The following is a 16758-nucleotide window of genomic DNA, read 5'->3' on the forward strand; positions in this document are numbered from 1 at the left end:
TCTATCAGGAAGGCTTACCGGAAAGGCGGGTTTGACACGATGCAGCCATATTTACCTTATTTATTACTGCTAGGCGCGGTCGTGATCGTCGCCGCTCTGGCCACCCCCCGTAAGAAACAGCTTGCGGAGCAGCCGGAACAAACCGTTCAAAATATGGAGATCGCTCTTGAACAATTCATGGAAAATATGGAGAAGGAAAATCAGGAGCTGATGCAGTTGGTTGCGGAGGCTCAGCGGGCCGCAAAGGCGGAGTCCGAGCTAAAGGATAAACGGATTGACGCCCTTGAGCAAAAATGCGGCCGGCTGTCCGAGCAGCTTCAGCAGCTTCAGCACCGCGCGGCTGCGCAGGCGCAGTCCGCTTCTGTGCCTGCCGAAGCAATAGAAAAGCCGGCAGCTGCCGCTCACCGCAATACGATTCAAACCCGATATCCGGAATTATTTCAGCTTTACGATCAAGGAAAATCGATTGAAGCGATCTCGAAGAAGCTGGGTATGAACAAGGGCGAGGTCCAGCTGATTATTCAGCTGGCAAAGCAGGAGGTGGCCGCCTATGCTTAAGCACCGCGGTTTTTTGTTCGGGCTTGGCGTCGGCATCATAGCCGGAGCTTTGCTGTTTCAGCTTATGCTGCTCGGCGAGGAAAGCAAACGGAGCCTGCAGCAGCCCGGCAGCGGCGGCTTCGCGGCCAGGACGTACACTCAGGCGGAGGTCGACGCTTTATTGAAAGCGGAGCGGGTAACCGCGGAAATGGATAGCGTAACGGAGACGGCAGGGGCGGTTTCGCCGTCGGCGAAGCCGTCTGCTTCCGAACCGGAAGCGGAGGCTGTAAGGCAAGAGCAGAAGCAGAAACAGCACATCATCCGGATCGAAGCCGGCTACGATTTGACGAGAACGTCCGAGCTGCTGGCCGAGCATCGCGTCATCACAGACAAATCGGAATTTGTCGAACGGATGAACAAGTCCAAAAAGCTGGTTCGGGCAGGTTATTTTCGTTTTTACGAAGGGATGACCGCCGGAGAAGCGATAAAAATCGTGACAAGCCAGCCGCTTACGAAAGCCGAAGCGGAAGAGCTGGCTTACGGTGCCTCTGCGTTCAGTCAATAATCAGAAAGAGACGAGTAATATTTTGATAGCCTTTGTTGCACATGCATGCTATTTATGGTATATTAATTCACGGTGTTAAAAACGCACGCAGGTCAATTTTGTCAAATGGTGCTTTCGCCCGGCGAAAGTTTTGACAAAAGATGCGACTAGCGGAGGGCACTAAAAAACCATTACAGGAGGTGTTGAAGAAATGGCGGTTATTTCCATGAAACAGCTTCTCGAAGCTGGGGTACACTTCGGTCACCAGACTCGTCGCTGGAACCCTAAGATGGATCGTTATATCTTCACAGAAAGAAACGGAATTTACATTATCGATTTGCAAAAAACGGTTAAGAAAGTTGACGAAGCGTACAACTTTGTTAAATCGATCGCGGCTGACGGCGGCACTATGCTGTTCGTAGGCACGAAAAAACAAGCTCAAGACTCCGTGAAAGAAGAAGCGGAGCGTTGCGGCAACTTCTACATCAACCAACGCTGGCTCGGCGGCACGCTGACCAACTTCCAAACGATCCAAAAGCGTATCGATCGTCTGAAGCAGCTTGAGAAATGGGAAGAGGACGGCACTTTCGAAGTTCTTCCGAAGAAAGAAGTTATCATTCTTCGCAAAGAGAAAGACCGTTTGGAGAAATTCCTCGGCGGTATCAAAGGCATGAAATCCCTGCCAAGCGCGCTGTTCATTATCGACCCGCGCAAAGAGCGTATCGCAGTTGCGGAAGCTCGCAAGCTTGGTATTCCGATTGTTGGTATCGTTGATACGAACTGCGATCCGGACGAAATCGACTATGTCATTCCGGGTAACGACGACGCAATCCGCGCCGTGAAATTGTTGACGTCCAAAATGGCTGACGCTATCGTGGAAGCTAACCAAGGCGAACAAACAACGGCTTAATTCAGCAGTAAGCAACAAAGGGTGGTCAGATGGTGATAAACCTCTCACTGCCCTTTTTTTGAACGCAAATCAATCAAGGGATTTTATAGGAGGGCTTAATATGGCAGTTAGCGCTAGCGCGGTAAAAGAACTACGTGAAAGAACGGGAGCAGGAATGCTCGATTGTAAAAAAGCTTTGGATGAAACGAACAACGATATCGAAAAAGCAATCGCCTTGCTTCGCGAAAAAGGTTTGGCTGCTGCAGCTAACAAAGCCGGCCGTATCGCTACTGAAGGCGTTGTTGAATCGTACATCCACGCAGGCGGCCGTATCGGCGTAATCGTGGAAGTAAACTGCGAAACGGACTTCGTTGCAAAAACGGATCAATTCCGTGAATTTGCAAAAGACGTTGCCATGCAAATCGCAGCTGCAAATCCGAAATTCGTTCGCCGCGAAGAAGTGCCTGCAGACGAGCTGGAAAAAGAGCGCGAAATCTTGAAAGCACAAGCTTTGAACGAAGGCAAGCCTGAAAAAATCGTTGAAAAAATGGTTGAAGGCCGCATTTCGAAATACTATGAAGAGTATTGCTTGCTTGAGCAATCCTTCATTAAAGATCCGGACAAAACGATCTCGACGCTGCTGAACGAAAAAATCAGCGCGATCGGTGAGAACATCTCGATCCGCCGCTTCGTTCGTTACGAGCTTGGCGAAGGTCTTGAGAAAAAAGTAGACAATTTCGTTGAAGAGGTTATGGCTCAAGCGAAACTTTAATCCGAACTCACAGGCGGGGCGGGGCGTCCGCCCCGCCTGCTTTTATGAACACATAAGAATGGATAGGCCTGTCGATCTTCCGTGTCTAATTATTTCATAGCGGAAGAAAGACAGTTGAAACATATTTGAAGGACCTCGGCAGATGAGGTGCATGATGGGGGTAATGAAATTGGAACATCCTGTTTATAAACGTGTCGTCTTGAAAGTAAGCGGTGAAGCTTTGTCCGGGCAGGGAGGCTACGGCATTGAAGCGTCCGTCATTTCTTCGATCGCAGAGCAAGTAAAGGAAGTAGTTGCTCTAGGCGTTGAAGTCGCAATCGTCGTGGGCGGCGGCAACATTTGGCGCGGTATTGCCGGATCGGCAAAAGGAATCGACCGTGCCACAGCCGACTATATGGGCATGCTGGCAACGCTGATGAACTCGCTCGCACTTCAGGACGCTTTGGAACAAATCGATGTACCGACCCGCGTTCAAACTTCGATTGCCATGCATCAAATCGCTGAACCTTATATCCGCCGCCGCGCAATTCGCCACCTGGAGAAGGGACGCGTCGTTATTTTTGCAGCCGGAACGGGAAATCCGTTTTTCTCGACCGACACGACAGCGGCATTGCGTGCAGCTGAAATCGAAGCTGAAGTTATTTTGATGGCGAAAAACAAAGTAGACGGTGTTTATTCCGCGGATCCTTTCAAGGACAGCACCGCAGAGAAGTTCGAAGAGCTTACTTACTTGGATATGCTTAACCGTAACCTCGGAGTTATGGATTCTACCGCTTCCTCGTTGTGCATGGACAACAATATTCCACTGATCGTGTTCGCGATTACCGAGAAAGGGAATATTAAACGCGTCCTCCTTGGCGAGAAAATTGGTACGATTGTGAAAGGAAGTGCGAAATAATGCCGCAAGAGATTAAGAAAAATGCAGAAGACCGGATGGAAAAGGCCATTTCGGCGATGAAGCGCGATTTGTCCTCGCTGCGTGCCGGCAAAGCCAATCCTGCTCTGCTTGACCGGATTCAGGTTGAATATTACGGCGCAATGACGCCTCTGAATCAATTGGCGAACATCAATACGCCGGATTCACGCACGCTGTTCATTCAGCCTTGGGACAAATCGTCTCTAAGCGCGATCGAGAAAGCGATCATGAAATCCGATTTGGGTCTGAACCCGTCGAACGACGGCGCTACGATCCGGATTTCGATTCCGCCTCTTACGGAAGAAAGACGCGCCGAGCTCGTTAAAACGTCGAAGAAATTCGGCGAAGAAGCGAAGGTCGCGATCCGCAACATCCGCCGCGATGCGAATGACTCCATTAAAAAGCTGGAAAAAACGGCGATTTCGGAAGATGAATCCCGCGGGCATCAGGAAGATATCCAGAAAGCTACGGATAAGTTTATCGCTGAGGTGGATAAAGTGATTTCCGCCAAAGAAAAAGAGATTATGGAAGTATAAATAAACTTTGGGCCCCTCCGACAGGTGGGGTTTGGTTTTGATTTCGGTTGGGGGGAACTTAGATGATCGAGCGACTATGGGCCAAATTTGGCAAATCGTCCCTGCAGCCTGAAGGACCTGATGCCATTGAGAATGTGCCTGAGCATGTAGCCATCATAATGGACGGGAACGGCCGGTGGGCTAAAACTCGTGGATTGCCACGAATGGCAGGTCATCATTCCGGCATGAAAGCGGTCAAGCGTGTCACAATGGAAGCGGATCGGCTGGGTATCAAATATTTGACGCTGTATGCATTTTCAACTGAGAACTGGAAAAGACCAAAGGCTGAAGTGGATTTTCTAATGAAGCTGCCGCAGCAATTTCTGGAGATTGAATTGGAAGAGCTTATCGCAAACAATGTGCAGGTCCGGATGATGGGGCACAAAGAGGATTTGCCGTCGTATACGTTAAGCGCGGTGGAAGAGGCGATCGCCAAAACCTCCGATAATACGGGCCTTGTTCTTAATTTTGCTTTGAACTACGGCAGCCGAAAGGAAATGCTCGGTGCAGTAAAATCAATTGCCGCGGATGTGCGGGACGGACGTTTAGCATTGGAAGATATTGACGATACCATTATGGCGGACCGTTTGCTGACTAGCGGAATTCCGGACCCTGACTTGCTGATCCGAACGAGCGGCGAGCTGCGCCTAAGTAACTTTATGATGTGGCAGCTGGCATACAGCGAGCTGTGGTTCACCGATGTTTACTGGCCGGAGTTTACGGAAACGCATCTTCAGCAGGCGATTTTGGAATATCAGCGCCGCGCGCGTCGCTACGGCGGTTTGTAGCATATGTAACGGGATGTGACTTTTCATTGAGACAACGAATAATTACGGGGGTCATAGCAGGGGCTATATTTGTCGCCTTGACTGTTGCGGGCGGCTGGCTTTATACCGGATTAATGATTTTGCTGGCTATGATCGGTTTTACTGAATACGTCCGCATGAACGGCGTTGCATGGTCGCATTCGTCCTCTTTGCTTGGATATGCGGGCGTGCTGCTGTTTGTGCTTCCATGGTCTGAGTGGGGAATTACCGTGTCCGGATTGACGATTGTTTGGATGCTAGGTTTTTTGCTGCTGGCTATTACGGTTCTTACGAAAAATAAAACGACGATTGACGGCGCCGCGCTCATGTTGCTTGGCGCTTTATATGTAGGTTACGGCTTTGCGGCAATGATCGAGGTCCGGCAAATCGAAGGGCACGGTCTCTTTTGGACCTTTTTGACTTTTTTCTGCATCTGGTCCTCGGATATCGGTGCTTATTTCTTCGGCAAGGCTTTCGGGAAAACGAAGCTTTGGCCTTCGATCAGCCCGAACAAAACGATCGAAGGATCGCTTGGCGGAGTTGTACTGTCGCTTATCGTTTCTGCCATATTCGCACTCGCCGCACCTGAGCTGATTTCGTTGCCGCAAGCGCTGCTCGTTGGTCTTATTGCAGCCGTCGCAGGGCAATTCGGCGATTTGATTCAATCCGCCTACAAACGAGTCAGGGGCATTAAGGATACGGGGGCTTTGCTGCCGGGACATGGAGGCGTTCTGGACCGGTGCGACAGCTGGCTGATCGTCTTTCCGTTATTATGGCTGACGGAGCTTCTCCCCGTATAACTCAGGAGGTTTTTATGAAAAAAATAAGCATTTTGGGCTCGACCGGCTCCATCGGTACGCAAACGTTGGATATCGTGGCCCATAACCCTGAACGTTACAAAGTCGTCGGTCTGTCGGCCGGCTCCAACGTGGACTTGCTCCTCCGGCAAGCCAAACAATTCAAGCCCTCGATTGTAAGTTTGGCTACAAAACAGGATGCCGAAGCGGCGAAGCTGCATCTGCCTGCAGGAACCCGCGTCGTTTACGGTGAAGAGGGCCTGATCGAGGTTGCCGCTGAAACGGACGCCGATACGGTCGTTACGGCGATCGTCGGCAGCAGAGGGCTACCGGCAACGCTCGCGGCTATCGATGCCGGAAAGACAATCGGCCTTGCAAACAAAGAAACGCTGGTGACGGCGGGCCATATCGTAACGGAACGTGCTAAGCAGCGCAAGGTGTCGATTTTGCCGATCGACAGCGAGCATTCCGCCATCTTTCAGTGCTTGAACGGGGAAAGCCGTCAGGCGATCAAGCAAATTACGCTGACCGCATCCGGCGGCTCCTTCCGCGACCGTACGAGAGAAGAGCTGGAGGGAGTGACGGTGGCGGAGGCGCTGAACCATCCAAACTGGTCAATGGGCGCCAAAATTACGATAGATTCGGCGACTATGGTAAATAAGGGTTTGGAAGTCATTGAAGCAAAATGGCTGTTCGACGTTACATACGATCAAATCGAGGTTCTCATCCATCCGGAAAGCATCATTCACTCTTACGTTGAGTTTGCGGATCATAGTATAATCGCGCAGCTTGGCCTGCCCGATATGCGGGTCCCGATTCAATATGCACTTACCTATCCCGATCGTTACCCTACGCCGACTGGCCGGCTGCGTCTGGCCGACATCGGCAAGCTGCATTTCAGGGAAATGGATTTCGACAGGTATCCGTGCTTAAGGCTCGCATTTGAATGCGGGCGCGCGGGACAATCGGCGCCTGCCGTATTTAATGCGGCAAATGAGGTTGCCGTTGCCCGCTTTTTAAACGGCGAAATCACTTTTTTGGATATCGAGAGAGTATTGGAAACGGTCGTCAGCAGGCATGAAGCTGCCGATATGTTAGATTTGAATATGATTGAGGAAGTTGATTCTTGGGCGCGCAGACTGGCTCAAACGGTATGACCGGCATTAAAAAGCGGTTCTCTTGTATCGGACGGGAGAATAATGATAATCTATGTACAGGCCGTAACGAACAGGAGGCTTCAGCTTAATGCATATGATTCAGGTCGTATTTTTGACAGTGCTCGTATTTTTCGTGATCGTAACGATTCATGAATGGGGTCATTATTTTTTCGCGAAGAGGGCGGGCATTTTGGTCCGGGAGTTTGCAATCGGCTTCGGACCGAAGCTATTTAGCGTCAAACGCGGAGAAACAAGATATACGTTAAGGCTGATCCCGGCCGGCGGCTTCGTTCGGATGGCGGGAGAGGATCCCGAGATCGTCGATGTCCAGGAAGGGCAGACGATTGCGGTCCGAATCAAGGACGATAAGGTGACAAGGCTTTATCTCGACCGTCTGGATGAGAGAAGCGGCGTGATCCGCGGAGAAGTCGTCCGTATCGATTTGGAGAGCAAGCTTTCCGTTACATTAGATGTCGAAGGCGAAAATGAAAGCTATCAGGTTCATCCTACAGCCCTTTTGATCAGCAAAGGGAAGGAAACGCAAATCGCGCCTAAAGACAGGCAGTTCGGCAGCAAGACGGTCGGCCAGAGAGCGTTGGCTATTTTTGCCGGTCCGTTAATGAATTTTGTGCTTGCTTTCATTCTGTTTGCCGCTTATATTCAAATGGCCGGAATTCCGGTGGAAAATCCGGATAAGCTGTTCGTGAACGAGGTTACGGAAGGGATGCCGGCCGACAAAGCGAATTTGCAAAAAGGCGACGTCATCGATTCGGTTAACGGCGTCAAGATCGGGGCGGACTTCGATAAAATGATCGATCTGATCGGGAAGTCGCCGAATGTCCCCGTCAAAATGGACATTATTAGAGACGGCGTCACCCAGCAAGTGGAGCTTACTCCGGAGCCGAATGATGAAGGAGTAGGCAAGGTGGGAATCACCGCCGCTCTGCCGACGCGTGCCGCTACTTTTTCCGAAACGGTAACCGGCGCAGCCAAGCTGATGAAAAATATGACAAGAAGCATATTTGAAGGGTTCAAAAAGCTGCTTTTCGGGGAATTCAAGCTGGATGATTTGGGCGGACCGGTCCGGACTGCCGAGGTGACAAGCCAGATTGCCCAGCAGGGCATTGCGCAGCTAACTTCATGGACTGCACTTCTCAGCCTGTACCTGGGTATATTTAATTTGCTGCCGATACCGGCCCTGGACGGAAGCCGTCTTATTTTCCTCGGACTGGAAGCCGTAAGGCGCCGTCCTATAGATCCGAACCGCGAGAGCATGGTGCATTTTGTAGGCTTTGCGCTTATTATGCTGCTGATGCTTGTGGTTACTTATAATGATATTTTACGATTGGTAAGAGGGGAGTAGTCAGTCGCTCATGTCTAAAGACAAACAGTTCGTTACGGAAATTACGCCTCAATCCGAGGATTTTTCAAGATGGTATATCGATGTGATCAAAAAAGCGGAGCTCATGGATTATTCGCCGGTGCGCGGCTGTATCGTGTTCAGGCCCGAAGGCTATGAGCTGTGGGAAAACATCCAGCGCGATCTTGACCGCAGATTCAAAGAAACCGGACACCGCAATGCGTATTTCCCCCTCTTTATTCCCGAGAGCTTCTTTCAGAAGGAAAAGGAGCATGTTGAAGGCTTCAATCCGGAGCTGCCGTGGGTAACGGAAGCGGCGGGCGAGAAGCTGGAAGAGCGTCTGGCCATCCGGCCTACCTCGGAAACGATGTTCGGCCATATGTATTCGAAATGGATTCAGTCGTACCGGGATTTGCCCGTTCTGATCAATCAATGGGCGAATGTCGTGCGCTGGGAAAAACGAACGATGCCTTTCCTTCGCACAAGCGAGTTTTTGTGGCAGGAAGGCCATACCGCGCATGAGACGGAAGAGGATGCTCGCCGCGAAACGATGCAAATGCTCGATGTGTACACCCAATTCGTAGAGGAGTTCCTTGCGATCCCGGTTATTAGAGGCGAAAAAACGCCGTCCGAGCGCTTCGCCGGCGCCGTCGACACTTATTCGATTGAAGCGATGATGAAGGACGGCAAAGCGGTTCAGGCAGGCACTTCCCATTATTTGGGTACAAAATTTGCGGTCGCCTTCGACATCAAGTTTTTGGATCGCGAGAATACGCTGCAATATGCGCATACGACATCCTGGGGCGTGAGCACGAGGCTGATCGGCGCACTTATTATGGTTCACGGCGACGATCGAGGTCTTGCTCTGCCGCCTAAGGTAGCTCCGACGCAGGTCGTCATGATTCCGATCGGCCCTGCGAAGCTGCGCGATCAGGTGGTTGGCCGCGTGGACGAGCTGTACGCCGAGCTTAAGAAAGCCGGCATCCGCGTACGCGTAGACGACCGCGCCGACGTAAGCCCAGGCTGGAAGTTTAACGAATATGAAATGCGCGGCGTTCCGCTGCGTCTTGAACTTGGACCGCGCGACATGGAGAACGGACAGGCAGTACTCGTTTCCCGCATTACGGGCGAGAAGAGAATCGTGAAGCAAGACGCACTCGTTGCCGAGGCCCAAGCCTTCCTGACCGAAACGCATAACGAAATGTTTAATCGCGCCAAGCAGTTCCGCCAGGACAATTCCCGTTCGGTCGATACGCTGGATGAAATGAAAGCTTTTCTCGAGGAACAGCGCGGGTTCGTCGAAGCCGGCTGGTGCGGCTCCGCCGCGTGCGAGAAGCAGGTCAAGGAAGAAACGGGAGCGACAAGCCGCAATATTCCGTTTGAACCGGAAACCCGGAAGAGTACATGTCTGGTGTGCGGAGATTCCGCTCAGCATACGGTCGTATTTGCGCGTGCTTATTAAGAACTGAAGCTGGTTCGGTTCGGATCTTAAGGAGTGTAGTGTTACTATGAGCCAAATCGCTGACAAGCGGCAGCGCTTCGAGCTTCTGTTGAAGCAAGCCGAGCTGCCGCAAGAACTTATAAATAGCTACTTTCAGGACGGATACATCGATCAGGTCACGGTAAGCAGCAGCAATCAGGAATGGACGTTTTGCATCCGCAAAACGTCCATGGTTCCTTTACAGGCCTATCAGGCGCTTAACCAGTCCGTACGGATGAAGTTTGAGCATATAGCCAAAACGTCCTTTATTATGATTTATGACGATATCGTATTGACCGAATCGGTGCTCCTCCAATATTGGGGCCTGTTTCTGGAATGGGCCGGCCGCGAAATCGCTTCGGTAAACGGCTGGCTGCAAAAAGCGACCATTGATGCGGAAGGCGATGTGCTGACCCTGTCGCTGCTTGACAACACCGGGCTCGAGCTTGCCCGCAAGAAACGTGTGGACGAAGCCATTATCCGTTTTTATAATCAATATTTCAGCCGCTCCTGCAGGGTTAAGATGATCGTCAGTGAGGCAAGGCAAGAAATCATCGACGAATATTCGCTGAAGCGAGTCATGGAAGACCGCGAATTCGTGCAGCAGATGATGGAAAGCTCGCAATCGGAATCGGAGCCTATAGAAGAGGGCGAGGTTCGATTGGCGGTCGGCTACGACATCAAAGAAGAACCGGTGCCTCTCATGAATATCATAGAGGAAGAGAAGAAAATTACGGTTCAAGGCGCCGTGTTCGGTCTTGACGTGAAAGAGCTCCGTAACGGCAGCACGCTCTTTACCTTTAACGTGACTGATTTCACCGATTCCATCGCGATGAAGATGTTCGCCAAGACGAAGGAAGATGTAAAAATATTAAACCAGCTTTCAAACGGCAAATGGGTGAAGGCGCGCGGACGGATCGAATACGACCGCTTTATGCAGGAGCCGGAGCTTGTGATGATGCCTAACGATCTTCATGAGGTTAGGCCTCCTGCGGACCGGACGGACAAAGCCGAGGAGAAACGGGTCGAATTCCATCTTCATACGACGATGAGCGCCATGGACGCCGTCACTCCGGTGGATGTATACGTGAAAACGGCCGCCAAATGGGGGCATAAAGCGATTGCGGTCACTGATCACAGCAACGTGCAATGTTTTCCGGACGCAAACAAGGCGGCGAAGAAAAACGGAATCCAGGTGCTGTTTGGGGTGGAAGCGAACGTTGTGAACGATGCGATTCCGATGGTGCTTGAGTCCAGACCCGAGCCGCTGGCCACCGCCACCTATGTCGTGTTCGATATCGAGACGACGGGCTTATCCGTCATTAACAACAAAATTATCGAGCTCGCAGGCGTAAAAATGCGGGAGGGCAAAGAAATCGACCGATTCTCGACCCTGATCGACCCGCAGGAAAAAATACCATATCACATTACCCAGCTGACGAATATTACGGATGACATGGTCAAAGGGCAGCCGCTTCTTGAACCGAAGCTTCGTGAATTTTTGGAATTTATCGGCGATGACGTGCTGGTCGCTCACAATGCCCGCTTCGATATCGGCTTTATTCAGGCTAACTGCAAGTCGCTGGGCATGCCCGAGCTGAAAAATCCGGTATTGGACACGCTCGAGCTCGCCAGATTTTTGCATCCGTCCTTGAAAAACCACAGGCTCAATACGCTAGCCGACAAATATAAAATCAGCTTGGAAAATCACCACCGTGCGGTAGACGATTCCCTGGCGCTGGGCGGAGTGCTGTACGGCTTGATCGCGGACGCAGCCGAGCGGAACATTACGGACTTGAATCAGCTAAACGATTATGTCGGCTTGGATTTGTCCAATACAAGGCCTTTTCATTGCAACGTCTATGCGCTTAACGCAGTCGGCAAAAAAAATCTGTTCAAGCTTATTTCATTGTCTCATACGGAATATTTCAAGCGTGTAGCCATTATGCCAAAGAGCAAGCTCGTCGAGCTGCGTGAAGGACTGCTGATCATTTCCGGCTGCGAGAAGGGCGAGTTTTATGAAACCGTACTGAACAAATCGTACGAGGAGGCGCTTGAGGTAGCCCGCTTTTACGATGTGCTTGAAATTCAGCCGATCGATTTTTATATGCACCTGGTTGAGAAGGGTCTGGTGGGCAGCCGGGCGGAGATCGAGCAGGCGCACCGAAGGGTTTGCCAGATCGGAGACGAGCTGGGCAAGCCGGTCATTGCGACAGGCAATGTTCATTATTTGAACCCCCGGGATAAAATGTACAGGGATATTACGATTCAAGGCATTACCGGCTTCAGCCCGCTGAAAGGAATGAGAAAGCCCGACGCCCATTTCCGAACGACGGACGAGATGCTGGAGGAGTTCGCATTTCTTGGCGAAGCCAGAGCCTATGAGGTCGTTGTTAAAAATACGAATGAGCTGGCGGACCGCTTCGAACCGTACGATATGTTCCCGACCGGCTTGTTTGCTCCGAACATTGAAGGCGCGGATGAGGAAATCCGAACGACTTGCTACAACACTGCCAAGTCGGTATACGGAGAGGAGCTCCCGCAGGTCATTATAGACCGGCTGGAGAAGGAGCTCGTACCGATTATTAAATTTAAATTTTCGGCGAACTATCTGATTTCGGAAAAGCTGGTTAAGAAGTCAAACGCCGACGGCTATCTGGTCGGCTCGAGGGGCTCGGTAGGGTCCTCCGTTGTCGCGCTGTTCCTTGGCATATCGGAAGTAAACCCGCTGCCGGCCCACTATATTTGCAAAAATTCGGATTGCAAGCACAGTGAATGGTTTTTGGACGGCAGCGTCCCGAGCGGTTTTGACCTTCCCGATAAGGCGTGTCCGAAATGCGGCAAACCGATGAAGGGCGAGGGTCAAGATATTCCGTTCGAAACGTTTCTTGGCTTTAAAGGGGACAAGGTTCCCGATATCGATCTTAACTTCTCCGGCGATTATCAGCCGGTTGCGCATAACTATACCAAGGTGCTGTTTGGCGAGAAAAGCGTGTTCCGCGCGGGTACGATCGGTACCGTCGCCGAGAAGACGGCGTACGGCTTCGCCAAAAAGTACGAGGAAGAAACGAATAAAAAATGGCGCGGAGCCGAGCTTTCCAGGCTGGCAAGCGGTTGTACGGGCGTGAAGCGAAGCACCGGCCAGCATCCGGGCGGTATCGTAGTCGTGCCAGACTATATCGAGGTAGAGGATATCACTCCCGTACAATATCCTGCCGATGATGTCAACGCGGAGTGGAAAACGACGCATTTCGATTACCACGCCTTCGACGAAAATCTGCTCAAACTCGATATTCTGGGGCACGACGATCCGACAATGATGCGTATGCTGCAGGACTTGACGGGCGTGGATCCGACAACGATTCCGATGAACGATCCGAAGGTTATGAGCATGTTCAACTCCACGGCCGCACTCAATGTGCCGGGCGAGAAAATCCGCTCATCCGTCGCGACATACGGCGTACCCGAGATGGGAACTAAATTCGTTCGTCAGATGCTACAGGAAACGCAGCCTTCTACGTTTGCCGACTTGCTTCAAATTTCCGGCTTGTCGCACGGTACCGGCGTATGGCTGGGCAACGCCCAGGAGCTGATCAAGAATGGAACCTGCAATATCAAAACCGTAATCGGCTGCCGTGACGATATTATGCTTTATTTGATTTATAAAGCCGGCATGGATGCGGGATTAGCCTTCAAGATTACGGAAAGCGTACGTAAGGGCAAGGGCCTGACGCCCGAGTGGATCGAAGAGATGAAGCGCTGCAAGGTGCCGCAATGGTATATCGATTCCTGCCTGCGTATCGAGTACATGTTCCCGAAAGCGCACGCGGCAGCTTACGTCATTTCGGCCGTCCGCACCGCTTACTTCAAGCTGTATTACCCGATCGAATTTTATGCGACTTATTTCACGGTAAGGGCGGACGACTTCGATCTGGAGCTGCTGTGCCAAGGCTACGACGCCATACTCCGAAAGCTGATCGAAATAGAAGCCAAAGGCTTCAACGCCCTCCCGAAAGAGAAAAATATGATTTCGCAGCTGGAAATGTCGCTGGAGATGACGGCACGCGGCTTCACTTTCAAGCCGATCGATCTGTACCGGTCGGATGCGACGAAGTTTCTCGTGGACGGCGATTCTCTCATTCCGCCGTTTGCGGCCATTGCCGGCATCGGCGACAACGCGGCGCGCAATATCGCGGCGTCCAGAGAGGAAGGCGAGTACCTGTCGATTGAGGATTTTCAGATGAAATCGAAGGCGACGAAGACGATAATCGAAGTACTTGGCGGCATGGGCTGCTTCCGCGGATTACCGGAATCGAATCAGCTTTCTCTCTTTTAGAAAAGGCTTGAATAGAAAAGATTTCTTGTCACTAGTATACGGTTATGTTATAATTTTTCTGGCAATGATGATGATAAAGATCTTGATGCAGAAGAGTGGGGAAACCCACTCTTTACGTTTTGTATTCGGGAAAAAAGGCTTAGCGCTTATTAACGGGAGGTCAACGTAATTTGAGCACATCCAAAATCAAAACCGTCGTTGAGGAAATGGTTCAGCCCTTTCTCAACAGTCATGGATTTGAACTGGTTGATATTGAATATGTCAAGGAAGGAAGCAATTACTTCCTTCGCATATTCGTAGATAAAGAAGGCGGCATCGATATCGACGATTGCGGCCGTATTAGCGAATATTTAAGCGAACAGCTGGACAAAAACGACCCCATTTCGGACGCTTACTTTTTGGAGGTTTCATCGCCGGGCGCGGAGAGGCCGCTTAAGAAGCAGGAGGACGTTAGAAAGGCAATCGGCAAGAACGTCTACATAACGACATACGAACCGATTGGCGGCGCTAAGGAATTTGAAGGGCTGCTGCTTTCATTTGACGGGGAAACGGCCGTTGTGCGTGCCGGCAAGAAGGAGCAAGAGATTCCTTACTCGAAGGTTGCTAGCGCCAGATTGGCGATCGTTTTTTAAAAATATAAGAAAGTATAAATTTCACTTTATACTGGACTTATATTTCATCGCGAAACGTATGCTGTGCCTCCAAAGGACGGCGTCAGCCGTTTACGCTTGATTGTTTCATATTTTGAAAGGGGGAACTCTGTTCCGATGAGCATGGATTTTATTGAAGCGTTGCAGGAAATCGAAAGAGATAAAGGGATCAGCAAAGATGTGCTCTTGGAGGCAATCGAGGCGGCGCTTATTTCAAGCTACAAAAGAAATTTCAATACGGCGCAAAACGTCCGGGTAGATATTAACCGCCATTCCGGCGTCATTAAAGTCTATGCCCGCAAAACCGTTGTGGACGAGGTTCTCGATCCGCGCCTCGAAATTTCGGTCGAAGCGTCCCGCGAAATCAATCCGCATTACCAGCTGGACGATATTGCGGAAATCGAGGTTACGCCGCGTGATTTCGGGCGCATTGCCGCACAGACTGCGAAGCAGGTCGTTACGCAGCGTATCCGCGAAGCGGAACGCGGACTTATTTATAACGCATTTATCGACAAGGAAGAAGACATCGTAAACGGAATTGTTCAGCGTCAGGATGTGCGCAACCTGTTCGTCGACCTTGGCAAGGTGGAGGCGGTGCTGCCGCTGACCGAGCTGATGCCAACCGACAAGTTCAAGCACGGCGACCGCGTCAAATCGTATATTACGAAGGTCGAGAATACGACGAAGGGCCCTCAAATTATTTTGTCCCGTACGCATCCCGGCCTTTTGAAGCGCCTGTTCGAGCTAGAGGTTCCTGAAATTTACGACGGAGTCGTTGAAATACGTTCGGTTGCGCGTGAGGCTGGCTTCCGTTCCAAAATCGCCGTTCATTCCCGCAATTCCGAGGTTGACCCGGTCGGTTCATGCGTAGGGCAAAAGGGACTTCGCGTGCAGACGATCGTAGGCGAGCTGAAGGGCGAGAAAATCGATATCGTGCGCTGGTCCGAGAATGTTGACGAGTACGTGGCGAACGCTCTAAGCCCTTCCAAGGTGCTTGAGGTTATCGTATTCGAGCAGGAGAAGATGGCCAGAGTCATCGTTCCCGATTATCAGCTGTCGCTCGCAATCGGCATTAAAGGCCAGAACGCAAGGCTTGCAGCCAAGCTGACCGGCTGGAAAATCGATATTAAGAGCGAAACGCAGGCAGAGCAGGAATTCGGCCGTCCGAAATCGCTGACGACGGTAATGCACCAAGATTCGGTTTCGATCGACTAACGGATCGGAAAACGTCAATTAAGCAGCAGAGGAGGGGTGTACGGTGAGACCGAGAAAAGTACCGCTTCGCAAATGTGTCGCTTGCCAGGAGATGATGCCGAAGAAGGAACTCATCCGGATTGTTCGGACACCGGCCGAAGAGGTGCAAATTGACCTGACTGGCAAGAAAGCGGGACGCGGAGCTTATTTATGCGGCAAAGTCAGCTGCTTCAAGCTGGCCAAGAAGTCGAAGGCGCTGGACCGGGCATTGAAGCAGCCGGTCGGCGAGGACATTTATGACCAGCTCGAGCAGGATTTTGTTCGGGTAGAGGAGCAGTTTAACGCCAATAAGGAGCTGATAGGCGATGAATCAGAATAAATGCTTATCGGCTCTGGGAATGGCCATGAGGGCCGGGAAATTGATTACCGGCGACGAGATCGTGCTGAAGGCCGTTCGCGGCAAGCAGGCGCAGCTCGTGATTATCGCCGGGGACGCTTCACCTAACACCAAAAAAAAATTTCGCGATAAATGCAGCACCTACGGTATACAACTCGCCGAAGCATTCGACCGCGAGCAGCTAGGGAAGGCCATAGGAAAGCCGGAACGCGTTGTGCTTGCGGTAACGGACGCAAATTTCGGAAAAATGATTGCGAGTCATCTGAGCCATAATACGGAGGTGGATCATATTGGACAATAAACAAGACAGCAGAGATAATAAAGATAAGCTGCGCGTTTACGAATATG

At 51.2% G+C, this 16758-nt stretch carries 16 protein-coding genes; all 16 read left to right on the plus strand.

Features of this window, described 5'->3' with window-relative positions; genetic code table 11:
* Window positions 1–39 precede the first annotated feature (39 nt).
* The 16 genes from KP806_RS03345 (at window position 40) to KP806_RS03420 (ending at window position 16711) form a co-directional block, all read left to right on the plus strand.
* Window positions 40–558, plus strand: coding sequence for a DUF6115 domain-containing protein (locus KP806_RS03345; protein WP_224722118.1), 519 nt, complete (start codon window positions 40–42; stop codon window positions 556–558).
* The gene (locus tag KP806_RS03350) at window positions 551–1102 is read left to right on the plus strand and encodes an endolytic transglycosylase MltG (RefSeq protein WP_224722119.1); all 552 of its coding nucleotides are present in this window, start codon (window positions 551–553) and stop codon (window positions 1100–1102) included. Before KP806_RS03345 ends, KP806_RS03350 begins: the two co-directional genes overlap by 8 nt.
* Window positions 1103–1292: 190 nt before the next feature.
* The gene (gene rpsB / locus KP806_RS03355; protein ID WP_224722120.1) at window positions 1293–1991 is read left to right on the plus strand and encodes a 30S ribosomal protein S2; all 699 of its coding nucleotides are present in this window, start codon (window positions 1293–1295) and stop codon (window positions 1989–1991) included.
* 100 nt (window positions 1992–2091) lie between these two features.
* Window positions 2092–2742, plus strand: coding sequence for a translation elongation factor Ts (gene tsf, locus KP806_RS03360; RefSeq protein ID WP_224722121.1), 651 nt, complete (start codon window positions 2092–2094; stop codon window positions 2740–2742).
* A gap of 169 nt (window positions 2743–2911) precedes the next feature.
* Window positions 2912–3640: a UMP kinase gene (gene pyrH, locus KP806_RS03365; RefSeq protein ID WP_224722122.1), complete on the plus strand. Its 729-nt coding sequence runs from the start codon at window positions 2912–2914 to the stop codon at window positions 3638–3640.
* Entirely contained in the window at window positions 3640–4194 is a 555-nt protein-coding gene (gene frr, locus KP806_RS03370; RefSeq protein WP_224722123.1) for a ribosome recycling factor, read from the plus strand. Before pyrH ends, frr begins: the two co-directional genes overlap by 1 nt.
* A gap of 62 nt (window positions 4195–4256) precedes the next feature.
* Window positions 4257–5021, plus strand: a complete 765-nt coding sequence (locus KP806_RS03375) for an isoprenyl transferase (RefSeq protein WP_224722124.1) — start codon at window positions 4257–4259, stop codon at window positions 5019–5021.
* Between the two features lie 26 nt (window positions 5022–5047).
* The gene (locus tag KP806_RS03380) at window positions 5048–5839 is read left to right on the plus strand and encodes a phosphatidate cytidylyltransferase (RefSeq protein WP_224722125.1); all 792 of its coding nucleotides are present in this window, start codon (window positions 5048–5050) and stop codon (window positions 5837–5839) included.
* Between the two features lie 14 nt (window positions 5840–5853).
* Complete coding sequence (locus KP806_RS03385) at window positions 5854–6993, plus strand: 1-deoxy-D-xylulose-5-phosphate reductoisomerase (RefSeq protein ID WP_224722126.1); 1140 nt, start codon at window positions 5854–5856, stop codon at window positions 6991–6993.
* 88 nt (window positions 6994–7081) lie between these two features.
* The gene (rseP, locus tag KP806_RS03390; RefSeq protein ID WP_224722127.1) at window positions 7082–8356 is read left to right on the plus strand and encodes an RIP metalloprotease RseP; all 1275 of its coding nucleotides are present in this window, start codon (window positions 7082–7084) and stop codon (window positions 8354–8356) included.
* 10 nt (window positions 8357–8366) lie between these two features.
* Complete coding sequence (proS, locus tag KP806_RS03395) at window positions 8367–9815, plus strand: proline--tRNA ligase (RefSeq protein WP_224722128.1); 1449 nt, start codon at window positions 8367–8369, stop codon at window positions 9813–9815.
* 46 nt (window positions 9816–9861) lie between these two features.
* Window positions 9862–14169, plus strand: coding sequence for a PolC-type DNA polymerase III (locus KP806_RS03400; RefSeq protein WP_224722129.1), 4308 nt, complete (start codon window positions 9862–9864; stop codon window positions 14167–14169).
* 170 nt (window positions 14170–14339) lie between these two features.
* Entirely contained in the window at window positions 14340–14801 is a 462-nt protein-coding gene (gene rimP / locus KP806_RS03405) for a ribosome maturation factor RimP (protein WP_224722130.1), read from the plus strand.
* A 135-nt stretch (window positions 14802–14936) separates the two neighbouring features.
* Window positions 14937–16034 (plus strand): transcription termination factor NusA, encoded by a 1098-nt coding sequence (nusA, locus tag KP806_RS03410; RefSeq protein WP_224722131.1) that lies wholly within the window; start codon window positions 14937–14939, stop codon window positions 16032–16034.
* Between the two features lie 43 nt (window positions 16035–16077).
* Window positions 16078–16392 (plus strand): RNase P modulator RnpM, encoded by a 315-nt coding sequence (gene rnpM / locus KP806_RS03415; RefSeq protein ID WP_224722132.1) that lies wholly within the window; start codon window positions 16078–16080, stop codon window positions 16390–16392.
* Entirely contained in the window at window positions 16379–16711 is a 333-nt protein-coding gene (locus tag KP806_RS03420) for a L7Ae/L30e/S12e/Gadd45 family ribosomal protein (protein ID WP_224722133.1), read from the plus strand. Before rnpM ends, KP806_RS03420 begins: the two co-directional genes overlap by 14 nt.
* Window positions 16712–16758: the final 47 nt, after the last annotated feature.

Source organism: Paenibacillus vietnamensis (assembly GCF_020169515.1).
GTDB classification, from domain to species: Bacteria; Bacillota; Bacilli; order Paenibacillales; family Paenibacillaceae; genus Pristimantibacillus; species Pristimantibacillus vietnamensis.